At 70.3% G+C, this 22,043-nt stretch carries 20 protein-coding genes and 1 tRNA gene; 17 read left to right on the plus strand and 4 right to left on the minus strand.

Going from position 1 to position 22,043, the window contains the following annotated elements; genetic code table 11:
• Window positions 1-50: 50 nt before the first annotated feature.
• From B9Y95_RS18080 to B9Y95_RS18090, 3 genes are all read left to right on the plus strand, one after another.
• A complete protein-coding gene (locus tag B9Y95_RS18080) occupies window positions 51-1,211 on the plus strand; it encodes an AMP-binding protein (RefSeq protein WP_085514027.1) in 1,161 nt (386 codons plus the stop codon).
• Between the two features lie 106 nt (window positions 1,212-1,317).
• Window positions 1,318-3,459 (plus strand): acyltransferase family protein, encoded by a 2,142-nt coding sequence (locus B9Y95_RS18085; RefSeq protein ID WP_234994170.1) that lies wholly within the window; start codon window positions 1,318-1,320, stop codon window positions 3,457-3,459.
• Between the two features lie 39 nt (window positions 3,460-3,498).
• Window positions 3,499-4,533, plus strand: coding sequence for a 1,4-dihydroxy-2-naphthoate polyprenyltransferase (locus B9Y95_RS18090; protein ID WP_085514029.1), 1,035 nt, complete (start codon window positions 3,499-3,501; stop codon window positions 4,531-4,533).
• On the opposite strand, the gene B9Y95_RS18095 is transcribed toward B9Y95_RS18090, so the two are convergent.
• Complete coding sequence (locus B9Y95_RS18095; protein WP_085514030.1) at window positions 4,474-4,818, minus strand: DUF4229 domain-containing protein; 345 nt, start codon at window positions 4,816-4,818, stop codon at window positions 4,474-4,476. The genes B9Y95_RS18090 and B9Y95_RS18095 overlap by 60 nt on opposite strands.
• A gap of 71 nt (window positions 4,819-4,889) precedes the next feature.
• On the opposite strand from B9Y95_RS18095, the gene B9Y95_RS18100 reads away from it, so the two are divergent.
• From B9Y95_RS18100 to B9Y95_RS18110, 3 genes are all read left to right on the plus strand, one after another.
• Window positions 4,890-5,312, plus strand: a complete 423-nt coding sequence (locus tag B9Y95_RS18100; RefSeq protein WP_085514031.1) for a PLD nuclease N-terminal domain-containing protein — start codon at window positions 4,890-4,892, stop codon at window positions 5,310-5,312.
• Entirely contained in the window at window positions 5,309-7,045 is a 1,737-nt protein-coding gene (gene menD, locus B9Y95_RS18105) for a 2-succinyl-5-enolpyruvyl-6-hydroxy-3-cyclohexene-1-carboxylic-acid synthase (protein WP_085514032.1), read from the plus strand. The genes B9Y95_RS18100 and menD overlap by 4 nt, the downstream gene beginning before the upstream one ends.
• Window positions 7,046-7,200: 155 nt before the next feature.
• Window positions 7,201-8,064, plus strand: a complete 864-nt coding sequence (locus tag B9Y95_RS18110) for a polyphosphate kinase 2 family protein (RefSeq protein WP_085514033.1) — start codon at window positions 7,201-7,203, stop codon at window positions 8,062-8,064.
• 17 nt (window positions 8,065-8,081) lie between these two features.
• On the opposite strand, the gene B9Y95_RS18115 is transcribed toward B9Y95_RS18110, so the two are convergent.
• The gene (locus B9Y95_RS18115; RefSeq protein ID WP_234994171.1) at window positions 8,082-9,320 is read right to left on the minus strand and encodes an isochorismate synthase; all 1,239 of its coding nucleotides are present in this window, start codon (window positions 9,318-9,320) and stop codon (window positions 8,082-8,084) included.
• Window positions 9,321-9,408: 88 nt separating this feature from the next.
• Entirely contained in the window at window positions 9,409-10,251 is an 843-nt protein-coding gene (locus B9Y95_RS18120; protein ID WP_085514034.1) for a helix-turn-helix transcriptional regulator, read from the minus strand.
• A gap of 101 nt (window positions 10,252-10,352) precedes the next feature.
• Between B9Y95_RS18120 and B9Y95_RS18125 the strand changes: the two genes are divergently transcribed.
• The 8 genes from B9Y95_RS18125 to B9Y95_RS18160 all read left to right on the plus strand — a co-directional run bounded on the left by B9Y95_RS18125 (window position 10,353) and on the right by B9Y95_RS18160 (window position 19,041).
• Window positions 10,353-11,033 (plus strand): SDR family NAD(P)-dependent oxidoreductase, encoded by a 681-nt coding sequence (locus B9Y95_RS18125; RefSeq protein ID WP_085514035.1) that lies wholly within the window; start codon window positions 10,353-10,355, stop codon window positions 11,031-11,033.
• 63 nt (window positions 11,034-11,096) lie between these two features.
• On the plus strand, window positions 11,097-11,801 hold the full coding sequence (locus tag B9Y95_RS18130) for a demethylmenaquinone methyltransferase (protein WP_085514036.1): 705 nt from the start codon (window positions 11,097-11,099) through the stop codon (window positions 11,799-11,801).
• A gap of 150 nt (window positions 11,802-11,951) precedes the next feature.
• Entirely contained in the window at window positions 11,952-13,511 is a 1,560-nt protein-coding gene (locus B9Y95_RS18135; protein ID WP_085514037.1) for an APC family permease, read from the plus strand.
• Window positions 13,512-13,621: 110 nt separating this feature from the next.
• Window positions 13,622-14,059, plus strand: a complete 438-nt coding sequence (locus B9Y95_RS18140; protein ID WP_085514038.1) for a hypothetical protein — start codon at window positions 13,622-13,624, stop codon at window positions 14,057-14,059.
• 102 nt (window positions 14,060-14,161) lie between these two features.
• Complete coding sequence (locus tag B9Y95_RS18145; protein WP_079706663.1) at window positions 14,162-15,223, plus strand: polyprenyl synthetase family protein; 1,062 nt, start codon at window positions 14,162-14,164, stop codon at window positions 15,221-15,223.
• Between the two features lie 113 nt (window positions 15,224-15,336).
• Window positions 15,337-16,722 (plus strand): FAD-dependent oxidoreductase, encoded by a 1,386-nt coding sequence (locus tag B9Y95_RS18150; protein WP_085514039.1) that lies wholly within the window; start codon window positions 15,337-15,339, stop codon window positions 16,720-16,722.
• 96 nt (window positions 16,723-16,818) lie between these two features.
• A complete protein-coding gene (locus B9Y95_RS20910; RefSeq protein ID WP_085514040.1) occupies window positions 16,819-17,931 on the plus strand; it encodes a hypothetical protein in 1,113 nt (370 codons plus the stop codon).
• Between the two features lie 72 nt (window positions 17,932-18,003).
• Complete coding sequence (locus B9Y95_RS18160) at window positions 18,004-19,041, plus strand: alpha/beta hydrolase (RefSeq protein WP_085514041.1); 1,038 nt, start codon at window positions 18,004-18,006, stop codon at window positions 19,039-19,041.
• Window positions 19,042-19,375: 334 nt separating this feature from the next.
• On the opposite strand, the gene B9Y95_RS18170 is transcribed toward B9Y95_RS18160, so the two are convergent.
• Complete coding sequence (locus tag B9Y95_RS18170) at window positions 19,376-19,864, minus strand: YajQ family cyclic di-GMP-binding protein (protein ID WP_056014685.1); 489 nt, start codon at window positions 19,862-19,864, stop codon at window positions 19,376-19,378.
• 65 nt (window positions 19,865-19,929) lie between these two features.
• On the opposite strand from B9Y95_RS18170, the gene B9Y95_RS18175 reads away from it, so the two are divergent.
• The 3 genes from B9Y95_RS18175 to B9Y95_RS18185 all read left to right on the plus strand — a co-directional run.
• Complete coding sequence (locus B9Y95_RS18175) at window positions 19,930-20,682, plus strand: lytic transglycosylase domain-containing protein (RefSeq protein WP_200811438.1); 753 nt, start codon at window positions 19,930-19,932, stop codon at window positions 20,680-20,682.
• 105 nt (window positions 20,683-20,787) lie between these two features.
• A tRNA-Tyr gene (locus B9Y95_RS18180) sits at window positions 20,788-20,869 on the plus strand.
• 605 nt (window positions 20,870-21,474) lie between these two features.
• Window positions 21,475-22,043, plus strand: a 569-nt coding sequence (locus tag B9Y95_RS18185; protein WP_159453449.1) for a DUF222 domain-containing protein, incomplete at its 3' end; no start/stop codon positions are given.

Raw genomic sequence — 22,043 nt, forward strand, 5'->3', positions numbered from 1 at the left:
GACAGCGGGGAGTCGGCGGAGCACCGACGCACCCGGCGTACGCTGAATCCATGACCCGTCAGCTGCTCCCCGTCGACGCGTCCGCCTCGGCGATGCTCGCGGCCCTGGAGACGGCGCTCGACGGTTCCGGACCCGCGGTCCTGCCGGCGCAACCCGGATCGTCCGCGGCACCGGCCGTGGTCGACGACCGGGTGGCCCTCGTGATCGAGACGTCCGGCTCGACGGGCGTGCCGAAGCGGGTCGCCCTCTCGGTTGAGGCCCTCCTGGCCAGCGCGGCGGGTTCCGCAGTGGCCCTGGGCGGCCCTGAGGCCCACCGCCGTTCCTCGCAGTGGATCCTGGCGCTCCCGACGCACTACATCGCCGGCGTGAACGTGCTGCTCCGGTCGATCGTCGCCGGGACGAGGCCGATCGAGGCCCCGGCGGGATCGTTAGACGCCCGGGCGTTCTGCGGACTCGTCGAGCGGCTCGACGCCGATGCCGGCTTCGCCGCCCTCGTGCCGGCACAACTGCGCATGCTCGTCGACGCCGCCGAGACCAGCACCTCCGTGCGTGACGCGCTCGCCGGACTCGCCGGGCTGCTCGTCGGGGGACAGGCCACCCCCGCCCCACTGCTCGAACGGTCCGCAGCGCTCGGCATCCGCGTCGTGCGGAGTTACGGCTCGAGCGAGACCTCCGGCGGCTGTCTGTACGACGGCGTGCCGTTCCCCGGTGTCGAACCCCGGCTGGTGCACGGGGAGCTGCTCATCGCCGGACCGGTGCTCGCCGAGGGCTACCTCGGCGAACCGGACCGCACGGCGACCGCCTTCCCGGACGACGGCGGCCGCCGGTGGTACCGCACCGGCGACACCGCCGAGCTCGTCGACGGCGTCGTCCGGGTGACCGGGCGGGCCGACAACGTGATCATCAGCGGCGGGGTGAACATCTCCCTCGACCGCGTCCAGGCGGTCGTCCGGTCGGTGCCGGGGCTGGCCGAGGCCGTCGTCGTCGCCGTCCCCGACGAGCGGTTCGGCCAGGCGTCCGTGATCGTGACGGTTGCCGGGAGGGCCTTCGACCAGCGCGCGGACGACGCGCTGCTGCAGACCGCCAGGGACACCGTCGCGGAGGCGCTCGGCCGCCCGGCGCGCCCCGCCCGACTGGTCCGTCTGGCCGAGCTGCCGCTGCTCGCGAGCGGCAAACCCGACCTCGTCGCGCTCCGCTCACGCCTGGGTTGAGCCCGTCCTCCGCGTGACCGCGACGGCCGGTTTGCAGGCGGTTGTCGCATAGGGCATGCTCTCCCATGCGTGTCGACGAGCGACCGCAGCCGGGGGACGACGACAGGTGACAACGGGGACCGACACGGGCGCTGCGCCCACGAGGCCGACCACGGCGTTCCGCGCCGACATCCAAGGGATGCGGGCGCTCGCGGTGACCGCGGTGATCCTCGCCCACGCGACCGGCTGGCCGGCCGGCGGCTTCGTGGGCGTGGACGTGTTCTTCGTGATCTCCGGCTTCCTCATCACCGGATTGCTCCTGCGCGAGCACCAGCGTTCCGGACGCATCTCCCTACCGGCCTTCTTCGGGCGGCGGATCAAGCGGATCCTGCCCGCGTCGCTCGTCGTCCTGGCCGCGACCGCCGCGCTGGCGTCCTGGCTCTTCAACGCCCCGCGGGCGCTTGCGACCTGGTGGGACGCGCTGTCGGCCGCGCTGCTCGTCTCGAACTGGCGCTTCGAGGCGTCGGGCACCGATTACTTCCACGCGACGGACGCCGCGTCACCGCTGCAGCACTTCTGGTCCCTCTCGATCGAGGAGCAGTTCTACCTCGTGTGGCCGGTGCTGCTCGTCGTCCTGCTCGCCGTCGCGGCCCGCGGAGCCAGACCCGTGCTGCGCTCGCGCCTCGTCGTCGGTGGCGTCCTCGTCGTCCTCATCGCGGCCTCCTTCGCCGTCGCCGTGTGGCAGTCCGGCGCGGCTCCGCAGGCCGCGTACTTCGCGACCGGCGCGCGGGTCTGGGAGCTGGGGGCCGGCGCACTCCTGGCCGTGTCCGCACCGCTCCTCGGCCGGTTGCCGCTGGCGCTCCGGGTGGTTGCCGGATGGGCGGGGCTCGTCGGCATCGTCGCATCCGCGCTGCTCATCACCGGGTCGATCGGGTTCCCCGGCCCCTGGGCGGTCGCCCCCGTCATCGCCGCGATGCTGCTCATCGCCGCCGGGACCGGAGCCGGCCCGGCGTACCCGCGCTGGATGTTCCCGCTCGCGAACCCGCTGAGCCGTGGCGTCGGAGCGATCTCCTACTCGCTCTACCTCTGGCACCTCCCGATCCTCGTGTTCGTGCCGATGCTCGTCCCCGACACCGCCCTCAGCACGGTCCCGGGGATGCTCGGGCTCATCCTCGGGGTCTCGGTCCTCTCCTTCCTGCTCATCGAACAGCCGTTGCACCGCACGCCACTCGTGGGTTCCTTCCACGGCGACCGCGACGCCAGGGACGCCGCCTGGGCCGCCTGGCGCGAGCGCTTCGCCTCCCAGTTCCTCTACTCGGCGGTCGGGCTCGTGATCGTCGCCGGGCTCGCGGTGATCGCCATCGGTCCCGCGCTCCGCATGCCGGTGACCACCGCGGGACCGGCGGCCGTCGCGGCCCCGGCCGGAGACCCGCTCCAGGGCATCGCCGCGGAGCTGCAACTCGCGAGCGAGGCCTCAGCGTGGCCCGACAACCTCTCGCCGAGCCTCGACGACGCGATCCGCGCGACCTCGAGCACCAACCCCGCCCGGGCCTGTTTCGACCTGGGTTCGACGCCCGACGACGGCTCGTGCACCTGGGGCGATGCGTCCGCCCCGAAGCACGTCTACCTCGTCGGCGACTCGACCGCGCTCGCCTACGCGCCGGCGTTCCGCGCGATCGCCGATCAGAGCGGTGGGGCGCTGCGGATCACGACCATCGGCCTCTACGGGTGCCGGTTCACACAAGACCTCATCCAGAACAGCGGCGCCGGGGTCATGGACGACTGCCCGACGCGCAAGCACGACATCGCCGAACGCATCGCCGCGGACCAGCCCGACCTCGTGATCGTCTCGAACGCGTTCACCGCAGGTCGCACCACCGACGGCCGATCGCTCGACACGACGTCGATGGTCGCGTCGGCGCTCGCCGAGACGGCGGCGTATCAGGTCCCCGGCCGCGTCGTGTTCCTCGCGCCGCCGCCGCTCGGTGCGGATCTCGGGTCCTGCTACTCGAGGGTGTCCAGTCCGCAGGACTGCGCCGTCGGCGTCGACGCGGCCTGGAACGACTTCGCCGCGGCGACCGAGTCCGCGGCGGGAGCTGCCGGGGAGCGCTTCGTCTCGTCACTTCCGTTCAGCTGTGCGGATGGCGTCTGCCCGGCTTTCGCGGGGACGACGCCGACGAAGTACGACAGCGTGCACCTCACCCCGGCGTTCGCCGAGCACATCGCTCCGGCGGTCCTCCAGGCGCTCCAGGCCGCCGGGGCCTTGTGACGCGGTCCGCCCCGAGGCTCCGCGGGTAGACTCGCCGTCGTGGCACATGGAGCACGGCCGGCAGCGCCGAAACAGCAGAAGACGTCCGCACCGCGCAGCACGGCGGGTCGTGGTGCGAACGGTGGACGATCCGGCAACCCCGCACGCGGTGGCGGTCGCAAGGTCCCGCTCGCGAAGCCGGCGACCTTCGGCGACTGGGTCGGTGCGGCCCGGATCCGTACGCTGCCGATGGCCGTCGCCCCCGTGCTCATCGGCACCGGCGCCGCCACGATCATCGCGGGCCCCGGGGTCTACCACCCGGTCCGTGCGCTGCTCTGCCTCGTCGTCGCGCTCGCGCTGCAGATCGGCGTCAACTACGCCAACGACTACTCCGACGGCATCCGCGGAACGGACGACCTGCGGGTCGGCCCGAGCCGACTGACCGGTTCCGGCGCGGCGAAGCCCAAGACGGTCCTGACCGTCGCCCTGGCGTTCTTCGGTATCGCGGCGGTCGCCGGCATCGTCCTCACGATCCTCACCCAGTTCTGGTGGCTGCTCCTCGTCGGGGCGGTCGCGATCGTCGCCGCCTGGTTCTACACGGGCGGGAAGCGTCCCTACGGGTACTTCGCGCTCGGCGAGGTCTTCGTCTTCGTGTTCTTCGGCCTCGTCGCCACGCTCGGCACGACCTTCGTCCAGGTCGGGACCGTGAACCAGGAGGCATGGTTCGGCGCGATCGGCGCCGGCCTCATCGCCTGCGCGGCGCTCGTCGTCAACAACCTCCGCGACCTCGAACAGGACAAGGCGGTCGGGAAGCGCACCCTGTCGACGTTCATCGGCCGGATCGCGTCGAAGGTGCTCTACTGCGTCCTGCTGCTCGTGCCGTTCGGCATCGCCGCGTTCCTCGCGCTCTTCTACCCGATCGCCTGGTTCACGATGTTCGCGCTGCTCGCCGCCATCCCGGCGTGCGTGATCGTGCTGTTCTCCACGACGGCCAGGGAGCAGATCCTTGCGCTCAAGCTGACGGGACTCGTACAGCTAGCGTTCGGGGTGATCCTCGGTCTGGCGTTCTTCTACACGCCGGGCATCGCCAGCTGAGGACGCTTCCGGTGCCGCCGCGCTCGCATCGAGCGCCGCGTCCTCGGAGTCCTCGTCATCGTGCGGCGTCGGCTTGTCGCCGTGCCGACGGGCGTAGAGCTCCTGCGCGACGGTCTCCCGCGGGGTGCGTAGGAAGATGTAGGACACGCAGAGCCCGATGATCGCGGCGATGATCGCGGCGACCCAGGGCTGCAGACCCGTGAGGAAGACGAGGAGCAGGAGCGGCACCACGAACGCCAGGAGGCGGAGGATGGTGTACCGGACGGCGGCGGGAACGCGTTTCACCAGACAAGTCTAGGCGTCCCGCCTGAAGGCAACCCCAGGTAATCACGTCACCTGGCGTTTACGATGGAGACATGGTTCGTCTCTGGATCGGCCTCGCCGTCGCGGCAGTCGTCTTCATCGTGTATTCGGTGGTCGACTGCGCCACGATGCCGCGCGACCGCGTCCGAGGGATCAGCAAGACCTCGTGGATCATCGCCATCCTCCTCCTGCCGGTCATCGGCGGAGTCCTCTGGTGGATCATCGGCCGGGTCCGCGCTCCGAAGGCCGTGCCCCGCGGCTCAGCCCCGGACGACGACCCCGACTTCCTCAAGAAGCTCGACGCCGACCGCGCGCAGACGAAGCGCATCCGCGACCTCGAGGACGAGCTCAACCGCTTCGACGACGAATCGGGCGACAGCCCGGATGCGACGACGCACGACGACCCCACCCCAGGATCCGACACGCCCGACGACGGTTCCGGCCGCAGACCGCCTGGCGCCCCGAGCGCCTCGTGAACCCGTCCGCCGCTCCCGAGCCCGTCGGTTCGGCTCCCTCGTCGAGCCCGGCCAGCGCGTCCGCGTGGGCACTCCTCGACGCGTTCGTCGACGCGGGTGTCTCCGACGTCGTCGTCTGCCCCGGTTCCCGGTCGCAGGCGCTCGCGCTCGCCGCTGCCGAGCTGGCGGCCTCCGGACGGATCACCCTGCACGTGCGCATCGACGAGCGGGTCGCCGGCTTCCTCGCCCTGGGCCTCGGCGTGGAGACCGGCCGCCCGGCCGTCGTGATCACGACCTCGGGGACGGCGACCGCGAACCTGCATCCGGCGGTCCTCGAGGCGCATCATTCGCGCGTCCCGCTCATCGTCCTCACCGCCGACCGGCCGGCCGAGGCGCACGGCATCCGGGCGAACCAGACGACGAAGCAGGACGACCTCTACGGGTTCGCCGCGCGCCTCGCCGTGGTCGTCGAGGCCCCGACCGGCGACGCCGGTGAGCAGGACACCGCCCGCGACCTCGCCCAGCGGGCGTACCGCGCCGCGACTGACGTCCTCGATCCGGGCCCGGTGCACCTGAACCTCGCCTTCCGGGAGCCGCTCTCGGGCAGCTTCGCCGCGGTCGTCGCCGAGGCAGCCCCCGACGCCCCGGTCGAGACGGACGACACCGCGCACGCACCGCGCTACCCGGGCCGACCGCATCTCGTCCTCGAGCGCGGACCCAGGACCCTCGTCGTCGCCGGGCACCAAGCCGGCCCGGCCGCCGAGCAGCTCGCGGCGGACGGCGGATGGCCGCTCATCGCGGAGGTGTCGAGCGGATCCCGGTTCGGGCGGAACGTCATCGCCGCCTACCGGGAGCTACTGCGCGAGGACGACTACCGCGAGGCCGTCGAGCGCGTCGTCGTCTTCGGCCATCCGACCCTCAGCCGCGAGGTCCCACTCCTGCTCCAGCAGCCGCAGGTCGAGACGATCGTCGTCGCCCCGGCCGGAGCGGAGGTCTACAACCCCGGACGACGGGCCGACCGGATCGTGTCCTCCGTCGCCGTCGAGGCGGGTCCCGCGGATCGCGCCTGGCTCGGCGCCTGGGTCGTCGGATCCCGCGAGCGGGTGGTGGACCCCTCGCCCGCAGCCCCCGATCTCGACGGGCTGCACTCGACGACACCCGCCGAGCGACTGGCCTCCGTCCGGGCCGAGCTCGACGCCGTCCGTCTCCCGGTCACCCGCGAGGTCCTCGTCGACGCGGTCTGGCGTGCCACCTGGCCGCACGACCGCCTCGTCGTCGGCGCGTCGAGGCTCATCCGCGTGGCGGACGGTCTCGTCCCCGGCCGCAAGATCAGCGTGCACGCCAATCGCGGACTCGCGGGCATCGACGGCACCATCGCCACCGCCACGGGGATCGCGCTGGCGAGCCAGGCCGACGGAGGCCCAGGGGTGACGCGGGTGCTCCTCGGTGACCTCGCCTTCCTCCACGACGTCGGCGCGCTGCTCCTGGACGACGGCGTCGCGCCGCGTCTCCAGGTGATCGTCGGCAACGACGGGGGTGGCACCATCTTCGACGCACTCGAAGTAGCCCAGAGCGCACCCGGAGCGCTCTTCGACCGCGTCCAGTACACGCCGCAGCACGTCCGGCTCGAGTCGCTCGCGACCGCCTACGGCTGGGAGTACCGCTCGGCCCGCACCCGCACGGAGCTCGACCAGGCGTTCACCGCGCCGGTGACCGGTCCCGTCCTCATCGAGGTCCCGCTGCCGCGAGCCTGATCCGCCGATCCCTGAGCTCAATCCCGATCCCTGAGTTCCATCCCGGTCCCTGAGTTCCATCCCGGTCCCTGAGTTCCATCCCGGTCCCTGAGCTTGTCGAAGGGCGGCCGTCGCAGGGGTCGACTTCCGACGCGACCTGCGGCCAGAATGGGCGGATGACGGCATCGAAGCACGCATCGACCTGGACGGCACCACCCCGAGACACGCTGCGCGTGGGGGAGGGGTTCAGCCTCGCCGACGTCGATCCCCGGTCGACACCGGGCTTCGACGGTGACAAGCAGCAGGGCCGGCTCGAGCTCGACGCGGGGGTGCCCGCCCTGTCCGAACTGCAGGAGCGACTCTTCGCGGCGAGCACGCAGGGAGCCCCGGAAGCGGTGCTCCTCGTCCTGCAGGCGATGGACACGGCGGGCAAGGGCGGCATCGTCAAGCACGTCGTCGGCTCCGTCGACCCGCAGGGCGTGCACCACTACGCCTTCAAGAAGCCCACGGAGGAGGAGCGCTCCCACGACTTCCTCTGGCGGGTTGAGCCGCACCTGCCGAAGCCCGGTCAGATCGGCGTCTTCGACCGTTCGCACTACGAGGACGTCCTCATCGGTCGGGTGCGTCAGCTCGCGGAGCCGGACGAGATCGAGCGCCGGTACGGGGCGATCAACGACTTCGAGGCGGGCATCGTCGCGAGCGGCACCCGCATCGTCAAGGTGATGCTGCAGATCAGCGCCGACGAGCAGAAGGAACGGCTCGCCGACCGGCTCGCGCGTCCGGACAAGCACTGGAAGTACAACCCCGGAGATGTGGACGAACGCGAGCTGTGGCCGGCCTATCAGGACGCCTACCAGGTGGCGTTCGAGCGCACGAGCACCGAGGCCGCCCCGTGGTTCGTCGTGCCGGCGGACCGTAAGTGGTACGCGCGCATCGCGGTCCAACGGCTGCTACTCGACGCCCTCGAGGACATCGATCCGCAGTGGCCGGCGGCCGACTACGACATCGCCGTCGAGCAGGCACGACTCGCGGCGAGCTGAGGCCGTGGGGCCTCGGCTCAGCCGAAGGCCTCTACGATCGGACGGAACTTCATCTTCGTCTCGACGAGTTCCGTCGCGGCGTCCGAGTCGGCGACGATGCCGCAGCCGGCGAAGGCCGTGATGTCGCCGTCCGGCGCGATCTGCGCACACCGGAGGGCGACCGCCCACTCGCCGTCACCCGAGGCGTCCACCCACCCGACCGGACCGGCGTAGCGACCGCGGTCGAACGGTTCCAGCTCGCGGATGAGGGCGACGGCGTCGCGGGTCGGGGTCCCGGCGACGGCGGCCGTCGGGTGCAGGCCGTCCATGAGGTCGAGCGAGGACGAGCCGTCCGAGAGTCGTCCGTCGATGTCGGTCGCGAGGTGCCAGAGGTTCGGCAGCTTGAGGGTGAACGGGACCTCGCTGCGGCGCAACTGGGGGCTGTGGGCCTGCAGGGCGGTCAGCACCGACTGCACGGCGAACCGGTGCTCACCCTGGTCCTTCGCGCTCGTCATGAGTGCGACGGCCTGGTCGTGGTCGCTCTCGGCGTCGGGACCACGCGAGATCGTGCCGGCGAGGACGCGTGCCGAGACGGCACCCCGATCCACTCGGACGAGCGTCTCCGGGCTCGAGCCGATGAAGCCGTCGACCGCGTAGGTCCAGCAGTCGGGGTAGCCGAGGGCGAGGTCGTGGAGCACTCGGCGGCGGTCCGCTTCCGCGGGGAGGTGCCCGGCCAGGTCGCGTGCGAGCACGACCTTGCTGAGGCCGCCGGCCTGGATGCGGGCGATGGCGCGCTCGGCCGAGTCGAGGTAGCCCTCGCGGCTCTGCACGCCGGGGGTCAGCTGGATGCGGTACTCCGGCCCGTACGCCGTGGTCACGGGATCGACGTCCTCGGCGCCGTCGCCGAGGGAGACCCGTGTGATGAAGCTCGCGTCGGGGTACCGGCCGATGATCGTGCGCGGCACGATGAGGACGCTCGTCGCGGAGGACTCGTCGTCGAAGGCGAACGTGCCGAACGCGACCAAGCCGGACCCGGGCCGCCGGACCTCGTCCGTCACCACTGCGGCAGCGGAGACGTCCCGCCAGGCCGCCGCGGCACGCGTGAACCGGTCGGGACCCGAGAACTCCAGGCGGAGCGCCTCACCCAGTCCGACCAGCCCGTATCCCTTCCGCACCCAGAGGAGCGGCGAGGTCTGGTCGGCGAACGGGAGGAGCTGGCGCGGGTCGTCGATGGCGACGGTCTGGGCGACCAGTGACGAGGTCAGGGGAATGGTCACCGTTCAACCCTACGCCCGCGCAGGAGGGGTCCCTCCCCGCCGCAGCCCGACTGGTGGAGGGTCGGTCACGGCCTCGTCGGCGGGGCGTTCACCGGCCGGACGTCCCGATCGTCTGCAACCCGGTGACCCCGAGCAGTGCGAGTTTCGCCGCGTCCTCGGTGCCCGGTGCCGCCGTGTACACGACGATGCGCAGGTCGCCGCCCGGTGTGGACAGGACGTCGCAGTCGACGGTGATCGGTCCGACCGGCGTCCGCGTGACCGTCTTCCGGCTCGCCCGGTGCTCCGCGACCCTGGCCTCCGCCCAGCGCCGCTCGAACTCGGGCGACACCGATCGCAGCCGGGCCACGAGTCGTGCGAGCTCGTCATCCCGCGGGTAGCGCCCGACCGCGGCCCGGAGGTCTGCGGCGAGGTCGCTCGCGAACTCCTCCGCATGCTGCTCGTCGAAGTCCGTGCCGTCGTGCCCCGCGGTGAAGTGACGCCACACCAGGTTGCGATCGTCGCCGACGAGGGCGGAGGGGTCACCGTTCACCGCGGCCCACAGCGGGTTCCAGAGCAGGATGTCGTGAGCGGCGGAGAAGACCGCCAGCGGCACGTCGCCGAGCCGGTCGACGATGCGCTGCACGCCCGGACCGATGTGCCGCGGGACGACCCCGGGCGGCGGTGGAGCGGCTCCGGCGACGCGGTAGAGGTGGTCGCGCTCCTGATCCGTCAGCCGCAGTGCGACCGCGAGGGCCCGCAGCAGCTGCGGCGACGGGTTCTTGGCGCGACCCTGCTCGAGCCTGACGATGTAGTCCACGCTGATGCCGGCGAGGGCGGAGAGCTCCTCGCGACGCAGGCCGGCCGTCCGTCTTCCCGGGCCGGCGGGGAGACCGACCTCGGCAGGGGATACCCGTTCGCGCCAGGCCCGGAGCACGCCGGCGAATTCGTCCATCCGGCCATTGTGCCCCCGGTGGCGGTCCGCATCCTGGTACTGCCGGTCCCCCTGTCGACCGGGGCCTGGCGGACCGACCATGCCGGGCGGAGCATGGACCCATGACCACCACACTCATCACCGGGGCCAACAAGAGCCTCGGACTCGAAACCGCACGCCGACTGATCGACGCCGGCCACACCGTCTACGCCGGCATGCGCGACCTGGGCCGCGGCGATGCCGTCGCCGCGCTCGGCGCCCACCCCGTCCAACTCGATGTCACCGATCAGGCGAGCGTCGACGCGGCGCTCGCAGCGATTCCGGAGCTCGACGTGCTCATCAACAACGCCGGCGTGCTCGGCACGTCCTTCGGCGTGGACGACCTCACCCCGGAGTCGATGCAGGACGTCCTCGACACGAACGTCGTCGGTGTCGTCCGCGTCACCCAGGCGGCGTTGCCCCTCCTGCGCCGTTCGTCCCGACCCGTCATCGTGAACGTCGCCTCGGGGGTGGGCTGGCCGCGCTTCCTCACCTCCGAGGAGGCCGACGAGTTCGCGGTGCCGACGATCCCGTACGCCGCGTCGAAGGCGGCCGTCGTCACGCTCACCGTGCAGTACGCGAAGAACCTGCCCGGGTTCCGGGTGAACGTGAGCGACCCGGGCTACACCGCGACCGACTTCAACCGACACGGAGGCCACCAGACGGTGACCGAGGGGACGGACGCGACCGTCGCGCTCGCCCTACTCGGTCCGGACGGTCCCACCGGCGAGTTCCACAATCGGCACGGACGCATCGACTACTGAGCGTGAGCCTGGGAGCCGTGCTCGGACGGCCGGCTCCCAGCGGCGCGGACGTAGGATGGACGGGTGAACCGCGCCGACCTCTCCAAGCAGCCCGAGCAGGTCTCGGCCATGTTCGATGACGTCTCGACGAAGTACGACCGCATGAACGCGGTCCTCTCCGTCGGGAACGACGCCCTGTGGCGCATCGCGACCACTCGCGCGGTCGGTCCGGCCGCCGGTGAGCGCATCCTCGACCTCGCAGCCGGCACGGGCACGTCCTCCGCGGCGCTGGCCCGCAACGGTGCGCATGTCGTCGCCGCCGACTTCTCGCCCGGCATGATCGCCGTGGGTCGCGACAAGTACGCCGACCGCTCCGACATCCAGTTCGTCGAGGCCGACGCGACCGACCTGCCCTTCGCAGACGAGGAGTTCGACGCCACGACGATCTCCTTCGGCCTCCGCAACGTCGTCCGGCCGAAGGACGCCCTCGCCGAGATGCTCCGGGTCACGAAGCCCGGTGGCCGGATCGTCATCTGCGAGTTCTCCACGCCGACGTTCGGGCCCATGCGCGCCGCCTACAACCTCTACCTCGAGCGGGTCATGCCGCTCGTCGCCGGAGTGGCCTCCTCGAACGCCGAGGCGTACACCTACCTGAACGACTCGATCCGCGCCTGGCCGAGCCAGCCGGAGCTGGCCGCCTGGTTGCGCGAAGCGGGCTACGAGCACGTCGCGTACCGCAACCTCACCGGCGGGATCGTCGCCCTGCACCGGGGACTCAAGCCGGCCTGAGTCTCGTCACCAGCGGGGTTCGTCTCGGCATTACCGAGGGGTGGAACCTGTTGATCCCGTCACTTGCCGCGAGTCGGCGCGACTGATTCCGTAGCCCGGTCCCGAACGGGAGCATTGACACACGTGTGCGCCCGGCCCTACCGTTCCGTCATGACAGCACAGGACACGGCCCGCGGGTCGCAGCCGGCATCACCCACCGGCGGCAAGGGTCTCGCCACCGGCACCCTCGGTCTCTTCGGCTCCGTGATCATCGGCTTGGCCTCGACCGCGCCGGTGTACTCGCTCGTCGCGACGCTCGGGTTCGTCGTGCTCGCCGTGGGTGCCCAGGCGCCGATCGCCTTCATCGTCGCCTTCATCCCGATGCTGTTCATCGCGTTCGCCTACCGCGAGCTGAACCGCGACGTACCGGACTGCGGCACGACCTTCACCTGGGCGACGAAGGCCTTCGGCCCGGTCACCGGCTGGATCGGAGGGTGGGGCGTCGCGCTCGCCGGCATCGTGGTGCTCGCGAACCTCGCACAGATCGCGGGGCAGTACCTGTGGTTGCTCATCGGTGACGGCTCCCTCGCCTCGAACGTCCCGCTCGTCACCGCGACCGGTGTCGTGTTCATCGCCCTCATGACGTGGGTGTCGTACCGCGGCATCGAACTGGGGGAGCGGATCCAGAACATCCTCCTGGCGGTCCAGTACCTCGCACTCGTGCTGTTCGCGGTGTTCGCCTTCATCGGAGCGTCGAACGGCACCGCGCCCGACGCGACGCCGATCTCGCTCGACTGGTTCAACCCGTTCGCGTTCACCGACTACCACGGCTTCATCGAGGCGGTGCTGCTCGCACTCTTCATCTACTGGGGTTGGGACACGTGCCTCGCCCTGAACGAGGAGACGAAGGACCCGCAGAAGATCCCGGGCCGCGCGGCGGTCATCTCCACGGTCATCCTGCTGGTCACCTACGTCACCGTCACGGTCGCCGCGATGGTCTACGCCGGCCTCGGGACCACGGGCACCGGCCTCGCCAACGAGGACAACGCGAACGACATCTTCCTGGCGCTGAAGGACCTCGTGCTCGGACCGTGGGCGTGGATCCTCGTCGTCGCCGTACTCATCTCGGCGGTGTCGTCGACGCAGACGACGATCCTCCCGACGGCGCGCGGCACGCTCGCGATGGCGGCCTACAAGGCGCTGCCGAAACGGTTCGCAACCGTCCACCCGACGTTCAAGACGCCGTCCTTCTCGACGCTCGTCATGGGTATCGTCGCCATCGTCTACTACGTCGGCATGACGCTCGTGAGCGAGAACATCCTGGCGGACTCGATCCTCTCCCTCGGACTCGCGATCGCCTTCTACTACGGCATCACCGGGTACGCGTGCGTCTGGTACTTCCGGAAGGTGCTCTTCCGCTCCGCGCAGGACTTCTTCTTCAAGGGCCTCTTCCCGCTCCTCGGGGCGCTCATGCTCACCTTCGCCTTCGTGCAGAGCTGCATCGACATGTTCGACGTCGATTACGGCTACACGGTCCTGTTCGGCGTCGGCGGCACGTTCGTCATCGGTGTCGGTTCGCTGGCCTTCGGTTTCGTGCTCATGCTGCTCTGGTACAGCCGGAAGTCCTCGCGGCCCTTCTTCCGCGGGGAGAGCCTCAACCGCGACACCGAGGTCCTCGTGCCAGACGAGCCGATCGAGTACGGCCGCTCTGTCGACGGCGGTCTCGCCTGACCTCGGGCTCCTGAGCTTGACCTCCGGTCCCTGAGACACCCTCCGGTCCCTGAGCCTGTCGAAGGGCGCATCTCCCGGTGTCGTCCAGGCGGGCCGGGCATACTGGTGGGATGTTGGACACCCTGCCAGGCGGCCCGTGGATCTGGGGCATCGCGATCGTCGGTCTCGTGCTCGTCGTCATCCTCCTGAACGCCAAGCGGGCGAAGTCGGCGTTCGCGAAGCCGTACGAGCGCTACGACACCACCGAGATCCCGCCGGACACCCCGGGTACCCGCGAGTTCATCGTGCGAGACGACGCGACCGGTGCGCGGCTCCAGTTCGTGGCGTCCGGGCCGTCGGCCAGGATCGCCCTCGTCGTCGTGCCGCCGAAACACCTCGGGACCGGCGTCGAAGCCGGCCTCTTCCGCGCCGCGCTGCCGACCGCTCAGGGCGTCGATGCCTGGACCTGGCCGCCGCTCAACACCGACGGATACTCGATGCTGCTCGACCTCGCGCACGAGTTCCCGCATCTGGCGTTCTACGACGCCGAGGGCGTGCGACTCCGCTGAAGAGAGCTGTGTGGTCCGACCACAGCTGCCAATCGCCTGATCGCGCCCGTGGATTCCGGTCCTCCGGCACAGGTGACGGGCTGCCCCGGCTAGGCTAGAGCTGTGAATCCCAGCGCGACCCGCCGTGTCAGCAACCTGGCCAGCCAGGCCGGGCTTGCCGAACGCATGTTCGCGACCGGTGCAGACCGGAAGCTCGCCAAGACCATCGACGACGGCGTGGCCCGCCTCGAGATCGGTCTGGAGGAGCAGCTCGGGTTCACCGACGACCTCGTCGACGTCACCGCACGCTACCTGCTCGAGGCCGGTGGCAAGCGGGTCCGCCCGCTGCTCACGATGCTCATCGCCCAGCTCGGCGACGGCATCACCGACAACGTCCTGCGGGCGGCCGAGGCCATCGAGATCACCCACCTCGGTTCGCTCTACCACGACGACGTCATGGACGACGCCGACAAGCGTCGCGGCGTCCCCAGCGCCCACCAGGTGTTCGGCAACAACACCGCCATCCTCACCGGCGACCTCTTGTTCGCGCGCGCCAGCCAGATCATGGCCGACCTCGGCGAGCGGGCGATCCGGATCCAGGCCGCCACGTTCGAGCGCCTCGTGCTGGGGCAGCTGCACGAGACCACCGGTCCTCGCGAGGGTCAGGACGAGGTCGAGCACTACATCCAGGTCCTCGCCGACAAGACCGGGTCGCTCATCGCCGCCGCGGCCCGGAGCGGCGTCATCTTCTCCAACGCCCCCGAGGTGTACGAGAGCGCGGTCGTCGAGTTCGGCGAGAAGGTCGGCATCGCCTTCCAGCTCATCGACGACGTCATCGACCTGTCGCCGCAGCCCGAGGAGACCGGCAAGGTCCCCGGCACCGACCTGCGGGCCGGCGTCGTCACCCTCCCCATGCTCTACCTGCGCCGCGAGGCCGTCGCCGACCCCGAAGCCGCGGCGCTCGTCGCCCGCCTCGACGCCGAGGTCACGGAGACGGACCACGACCCCGTCCGCTTCGCCGCGCTCGTCGCCACCCTGCGCGACCACGCCGTGACCGCGCGGACCTTCGCCGAGGCCCGGCAGTGGGCCGACGAAGCGATCGCGGCACTGGCACCGCTGCCCGACGGCTCGGTCAAGAAGGCGCTCGTGCACTTCGCGAAGGCGATCGTCGACCGAAGGAGTTGATGGCGCCGCCGCCCCACCGGGTCGGCACGGCATCCCAGACGCGCATGCATGACGGCCGGAGCGCTTCACCGGCCACACCCGGAACCCCGCACGGGGACACGAAAGGAACCACCGTGACCAAGCTCAGGCTGGCCATCGTCGGCGCAGGACCCGCAGGCATCTATGCGGCGGACATCCTCCTGAAGGCGGAACGGAAGTTCGACGTCTCCATCGACCTCTTCGAGCAGCTTCCGGCCCCGTACGGCCTGGTCCGCTACGGCGTCGCGCCCGACCACCCGCGTATCAAGGGGATCATCAACGCGCTCCGCGACGTCCTCGACCGAGGCGACATCCGGATCTTCGGCAACGTCCGCTTCGGCGTCGACATCACGCTCGACGACCTCAAGCACCACTACAACGCCGTGATCTTCTCCACGGGTGCCGTCGAGGACGCCCCGCTCGACATCCCGGGGATCGACCTCGACGGGTCGTACGGCGCCGCCGAGTTCGTGAGCTGGTTCGACGGACACCCCGACGTCCCCCGCACCTGGCCACTCGAGGCGGAGTCGATCGCCGTGATCGGCAACGGCAACGTCGCGCTCGACGTCGCCCGCATGCTCGCGAAGCACCCGGAGGACCTGCTCCCGACCGAGATTCCGGCCAACGTCCACGAGGGGCTGCAGCAGTCGCCCGTGACCGACGTGCACGTCTTCGGGCGTCGTGGGCCCGCGCAGGTGAAGTTCACGCCGTTGGAGCTCCGCGAGCTCGGGGAACTCAACGACGTCGACATGATCCTCGCCGACGAGGACTTCGACTACGACGAGGCGTCGAAGGCGGCGGTGGCGAGCAACAAGCAGGTCATGGTCATCGACCGCGTCCTGCAGCAGTGGCGGAAGCGCGAGACCGGCCAGGCCTCGCGCCGACTGCACCTGCACTTCTACGCGAAGCCGCTCGACGTCGTCGACGACGGTTCCGGCAAGGTCGCCGCCTTCCGGTACGAGCGGACGAGACCCGACGGTCAGGGCGGGGTCGAGGGCACGGGTGAGATCCGCGAGGTCCCGATCCAGGCGCTCTACCGCGCGGTGGGGTACTTCGGAAGCCCGCTGCCCGGCGTGCCCTTCGACTCGCGGCACGGCGTCATCCCCAACCACGAGGGCAAGGTCCTCCACCCCGAGAGCAACGAGCGCGTCCCGGGCGTCTACGCGACCGGGTGGATCAAGCGTGGTCCGGTCGGCCTCATCGGCCACACGAAGTCGGACGCGATGGAGACCATCGGTCACGTCATCAACGACCAGGCGGACTGGTGGGCGCCGGCCGAACCTGAGGAGGAGGCCGTCGTCGCGCTGCTCGAGTCGCGCGGCGTGGCCTACACGGACCTCGAGGGCTGGCACCTCCTCGACCAGCACGAGATCGCGCTCGGTGAACCACAGGGTCGTGCCCGCATCAAGGTGGTGCCGCGTGAGGAGATGGTGTCGATCTCGCGGGCGCAGTCATCGGGCACCGGGACACCGTCCGCCTGAACCGCACCCGCGATGGTCTCGATCCGGCCGATCGCTCCGCGTCAAGCCGCTCGACGGAACCCGGTTCCGACAAGTGTCGGTCACTATGCTGGACGAATGACCGACCCCAACGCGCCCCAGAACGTCCCGTCGGAGCAGCCGACGTCCGTACCGCCGTCCGAACCGCCGGCATTCGTCGCCGACGGCAAGCAGCAGCAACAGCAGCAGCCGCGCTACGGCGAGATGCACCCGGATCCCGTTCAGCAGCAGTGGGACCAGACGGGTCAGCAGACTCCGGCTCCGCAGCAGGGTGGCCAGTGGGGTCAGCCGCAGACCGGTGAGCAGGCGGGCCAGTGGGGTCAGCCGCAGCAGGGCCAGTACGGCCAGCCGCAGCACCCGGGCCAGCCGCAGCACACCGGCCAGTACGGCCAGGACACGGGGCAGTACGGTCAGCCGCAGCAGACCGGTCAGTACGGCGCCCCCCAGGGCCAGTACGGTCAGCCGCAGCAGGGCCAGTACGGTCAGCCGCAGCAGTACGCTCAGGCTCCGCAGAAGGCGCCGAACCCGCGCGCCCGCGAGACGCGCCTCGCGCTCGTGTCGGTCAGCATCGCAGCGGGTATCGCCGCGGCCGTCGCCCTGGTCAGCCTCATCGGGTCCTTCTTCAGCATCTCCGAGTACTACCCCGTCGGCGACGTCCTGCTGAGCTTCGGTGCCAACCTCGTGAACATCGCCCTCTGGGGTGCGGGAGCCGCGCTCATCCTCATCATGGTCCGACCGCTCACGCGCGTCCGCACCGCTCGCGACCTGATCCAGTCGGTCGGCATCGCCGCAGCCGTCGGAACCGGTGTCATGCTGCTCGTCGTGCTCATCGTCACCATCGTGCGTGGCGTGGTCGAGCAGTACGGTACGCCGGCGTTCTTCGTCAACCAGGGCTTCCTCTCGCCGATCCTCTACGGGGTCACCCTCGCGGGCTTCCTCACGATCGGTGCCGTGCTCGTGACGCGCTTCGTCGCACCCGAGGGGCTCGCCGACGCTCCGCACGAGCAGCACAATGGTCAGCAGCACGGTCAGCAGTTCCAGCAGGGTCAGCACGAGCAGCAGGGGCAGCACCAGCAGGGGCAGCACCAGCAGGGGCAGCACGACCAGGGCTCGCAGCAGTACGGTCAGGCGCAGCAGCCCTACGGACAGCAGCCGCAGGCACCGCAGCAGCACAACCCGTACCAGCAGTAGTCGGGGGTCGGATGGTCGGCGCGTGAGCCCGACCATCCGACCCCCGATCGCCGGGCGGGGTAACGTGACGGTATGGCCGGATCTCGAGGGTGGGCCGCCGACATCCTCGGCGAGGGCTTCCAGCAGCGCACGCTGACCCTCGAACCGGATGACGAGGGCGACGTCGTCGCGACCCTCGTCCGCTACCGGATGCCGCCCCTCGAGCAGCTCAGCGAGTTCCTGTTGCCCGACGTTGCGGACGGCATAGACGTGCTGTATGTCCACGGCTGGTCCGACTACTTCTTCCAACGCCACTTCGCGCGATTCTGGGCCAGGCTCGGCGCGCGGTTCTACGCGCTCGATCTGCGCAAGTACGGCCGGAGCCTCCGTCCGCACCAGACGCCGGGATACGTCGACGACCTCCGCACCTACGACGAGGACATCGAGGTCGCGCTCGCGGTGATGGGGCACGGCCCCGACGACCACGCCACCGGGCGTCGGAACCGGCGCCGACTCGTCCTCCTCGGCCACTCGACCGGCGGGCTCACGCTGTCGCTCTGGGCGGCCAGGAACCAGGATCGCGTCGCCGGTCTCGTGCTGAACAGTCCGTGGCTCGAATTCCAGGCGAGGCAGCTCGGACGGCTCGCGATCGCCCCGCTCGTCCAAGCCGGATCGCGGATCGATCCGCGTGCGCAGCTCCCCGCCGTCGACCTCGGGTTCTACACCCGCTCCGTGTCGAGCACGATGGACGGCGCCTGGGACTACGACTTCGCCTGGCGGCCGCTCCACGGCTTCCCCTTGCATCCGGGGTGGTTGAACGCGATCCTGCGAGGGCATCGGCTCGTCGACGCGGGCCTGCAGCTGCGTGTGCCGGCGCTCACGCTGCTGTCGGCACGGAGCGTCCTGCTGCCGCGGTGGAACGACGCGATGATGCGGAGCGACACGGCGCTCGACGTCGACGCGGTCGCGGAACGCGCACTCGACCTCGGCGAGACGGTCACGATCGTGCGCCTGGATGGCGCCTTGCACGACGTCTTCCTGTCGGAGGAGGCCGTCAGACGCCGCGCTTTCGAGCAGATCGTCACGTGGGCACGCGGCTACCTCGCAGCACCGCCGAACGCCGACCGCTAGCGCTCAGCGGGCGGGAGACCTCGTCGCGGACGCCGCGGATCCGGTCGCCCGGCGGCGAGCCAGTCGGCGTAGCTGTGGTTCCCGCCGATCGCGCACCAGCACGGGACGCCGACCTCCTGGCCGGCACGCGAGGTCCGGAAGAGTTCGAGATGCGACCCGTCCGCGGGTGTCCGGTGATCCACAGCTCCACTCCAACCATCGATCCCGCTCGCGCAGGATTCAATTCATCCGGCGGGCTGCCGAACGGGAGCACGCTGAATCGAGTGCTCCGATGAAGAGAGTGGGTCAGGCGCGGATCATGACGCGATCGAGGTGATCGACCGCGACCGACCTGCTAGCGGTAGTTGACGAACTGGAGGTCGATGTCGAGGTCGGCGCCCTTCAGCAGCGCCATGGTGGCCTGGAGATCGTCACGGCTCTTCGACGAGACGCGGAGCTCGTCGCCCTGGATCTGCGACTTGACCGACTTCGGGCCCTCGTCGCGGATGAGCTTGTTGGCCTTCTTCGCGATCTCCTGGCTGATGCCCTCCTTGAGGGTCGCCTCGATCCGGTACTCCTTGCCACTGGCGAAGGGATCGCCGACCTCGAGGCTCTTCAGCGAGATGCCGCGCTTGATGAGCTTGGACTCGAAGACGTCGAGGATCGCCTTCACGCGCTCCTCGGTGTTGGCCTTCATGAGGATTTTCTCGCCGCTCCAGGCGATCGAGGCACCGACGTTCTTGAAGTCGTACCGCTGCTCGACCTCCTTGTGCGCTTGGTTGAGGGCGTTGTCCGCCTCCATCTTGTCGACCTTGCTCACGACGTCAAACGATGAATCTGCCATGTGGACCATGGTAGCGCCGGTGCCGCTCAGGCAGGTGTGGTTGGGTGGATGCGATGCGCAGCCCGGTGAAGCAAGACCAGCGGACCATCGTCGGACGACGAGGGGCGCTCGCCGGAGCGACCCTGGTGATCGGTGTGCTCGCGTTGAGCGGTTGCGCTCCCGAGCCGGACCCTGTCCGGTATGCGGTCCCCGTCGAGCTCCCGCCGAAGAGCGACGCCCCCGACGGTGGTGTCGCGAACGTCGACCTCGCCGACCCGCAGTGGATCACCGAGGTCGCCGAGGCGAGTGGCATCCCGGAGCGCGCCCTGCGGTCCTATGCCGGTGCCGCCATCCGCAAGGCCGAGCTGACGCCGGAGTGCGGCATCGGCTGGACGACGATCGCGGCCGTCGGGTTCGCCGAGAGCGACCACGGCCGCCACGACGGCTCGAAGCTCGGCGAGGACGGCGTCGTGACGCCGCCGATCTTCGGTGTGCCGCTCACTGGTGGCGAGACCGAGGAGATCACCGACACCGACCAGGGGGTCATCGACGGCGACCCGGTCCACGACCGTGCCGTCGGGCCGTTCCAGTTCATCCCGCAGTCGTGGGAGAACTGGGGGACCGACGCGAGTGGTGACGGCGTGCTCGACCCGCAGAACCTCGACGACGCGGCGATGGCGGCCGCGAACTACCTCTGCCGGGCGAGCGACTACGACATGCGGACGGAGGATGGCTGGCTGAGTGGGATCCGGGCGTACAACTCGTCGCCCGAGTACCTTCGGCGGGTCGCCGCCGCGGCGAACGAGTACGCCGAAGCCGCGCCGTCCGACAAGCGCTGAGGGGCCCGATGACGGATGCCGATGCTGATTTCGCGTCCGGCGGTCTGACGGCTATATTGGTCAAGCGCTTTCGGTTGGCTGTTCGAAAGTCGGTCGGGCGCGCTTGGCGAGTTACCCTAGCGGCCAAAGGGATCTGACTGTAAATCAGACGGCTCAGCCTTCGGGGGTTCGAATCCCTCACTCGCCACGGACAAATCGTCTCATCCTCAGGATGGGGCGATTTGTCGTTGGGGTGGCGAGCGTCGGGCGGGAGTGCACCGCCGGTCCCTGAGCCGCGCCGCACTGAGCCTGTCGAAGTGGCGAGGTGCCCACGGAGACCCCGACGAACCCGGTATGCCTCATCCCGACCCCTGAGTAACCCTCTCCGGTCCCTGAGCAACCCTCTCCGGTCCCTGAGCAACCTTCTCCGGTCCCTGAGCTTGTCGAAGGGCCACGAGGAACATCTCGCTCTGGCGATCCTCCGCCGGTCCCTGAGCTTGTCGAAGGGCCTGCGGAGAACCTCACGAACCCGGCATGCCTCCGCCGGTCCCTGAGCCTGTCGAAGGGCCACAAGGAACATCCCGCTCCGGCACCCTTCCTCCGGTCCCTGAGCTTGTCGAAGGGCCTGCGGAGAACCTCACGAACCCGGCATGCCTCCGCCGGTCCCTGAGCCTGTCGAAGGGCGCACGAGGGACCTCCTGCTCCGGCGATCCTGTCCCGGTCCCTGAGCCTGTCGAAGGGCACGCGAGGAGACTTCCACAACCGAGACAACTCAGCATCTGGAATGTCAGTGGTCCATGGTGGACTGGTTCCATGATCGAGACCACCCTCACCGCGATCCGCGCTGGCGACGAGCACGCCGCGCGCCTCGCGGAGTTCTCGGACCAATACGCGGACATCCACCGACGACGCGCGGCTCTGGACGCCGAGGAGGCCCGCCTGCTCGCCCGCTCTGCCGCCTACGCGGATGCCTTCGCAGACGCCACGGTCCCGGCGATCTTCCCGCCGGCGGAACGCCTGGCGCTCTCCCGCCGCTCCACCTGTGCGGCGCTCGCGATGGCGACTCGAACACCTGAACGGACCGTCCAGCGGGCGACGAACGACGCGGAACGGCTCGTGAACGACGCACCGGCCGTGCTGGCCTCGCTCGAGGCCGGCCGCATCTCAGCCCGGCACGCGCAGACGATCATCGACCAACTCAGCGACGTACCGACCGCAGGGCGGGCGGCGTTCCTGGAGGCGGTGTTGCCGGCCGCGGAGCAGCTGACCAACGCGAACCTCTGGAAACGCGCCCGCGTCCTGCGCGAGCGCCTCCACCCCGAATCGATCACCGCACGCGCGGTCCGCTCCGAGGCAGACCGCCGGGTCGAGTTCGAACCCGC

It is taken from the genome of Plantibacter flavus (assembly GCF_900177615.1).
GTDB classification, from domain to species: domain Bacteria; phylum Actinomycetota; class Actinomycetes; order Actinomycetales; family Microbacteriaceae; genus Plantibacter; species Plantibacter flavus.

Excerpts from the sequence above, each read along its gene's own strand:
- B9Y95_RS18110 (WP_085514033.1), top strand. The coding sequence starts at position 7,201 with ATGACGGCATCGAAGCACGCATCGACCTGGACGGCACCACCCCGAGAC.
- B9Y95_RS18125 (WP_085514035.1), top strand. The coding sequence starts at position 10,353 with ATGACCACCACACTCATCACCGGGGCCAACAAGAGCCTCGGACTCGAA.
- B9Y95_RS18135 (WP_085514037.1), top strand. The coding sequence starts at position 11,952 with ATGACAGCACAGGACACGGCCCGCGGGTCGCAGCCGGCATCACCCACC.
- B9Y95_RS18160 (WP_085514041.1), top strand. The coding sequence starts at position 18,004 with ATGGCCGGATCTCGAGGGTGGGCCGCCGACATCCTCGGCGAGGGCTTC.
- B9Y95_RS18100 (WP_085514031.1), top strand. The coding sequence starts at position 4,890 with ATGGTTCGTCTCTGGATCGGCCTCGCCGTCGCGGCAGTCGTCTTCATC.
- B9Y95_RS20910 (WP_085514040.1), top strand. The coding sequence starts at position 16,819 with ATGACCGACCCCAACGCGCCCCAGAACGTCCCGTCGGAGCAGCCGACG.
- B9Y95_RS18120 (WP_085514034.1), bottom strand. The coding sequence starts at position 10,251 with ATGGACGAATTCGCCGGCGTGCTCCGGGCCTGGCGCGAACGGGTATCC.
- B9Y95_RS18140 (WP_085514038.1), top strand. The coding sequence starts at position 13,622 with ATGTTGGACACCCTGCCAGGCGGCCCGTGGATCTGGGGCATCGCGATC.
- B9Y95_RS18080 (WP_085514027.1), top strand. The coding sequence starts at position 51 with ATGACCCGTCAGCTGCTCCCCGTCGACGCGTCCGCCTCGGCGATGCTC.
- B9Y95_RS18170 (WP_056014685.1), bottom strand. The coding sequence starts at position 19,864 with ATGGCAGATTCATCGTTTGACGTCGTGAGCAAGGTCGACAAGATGGAG.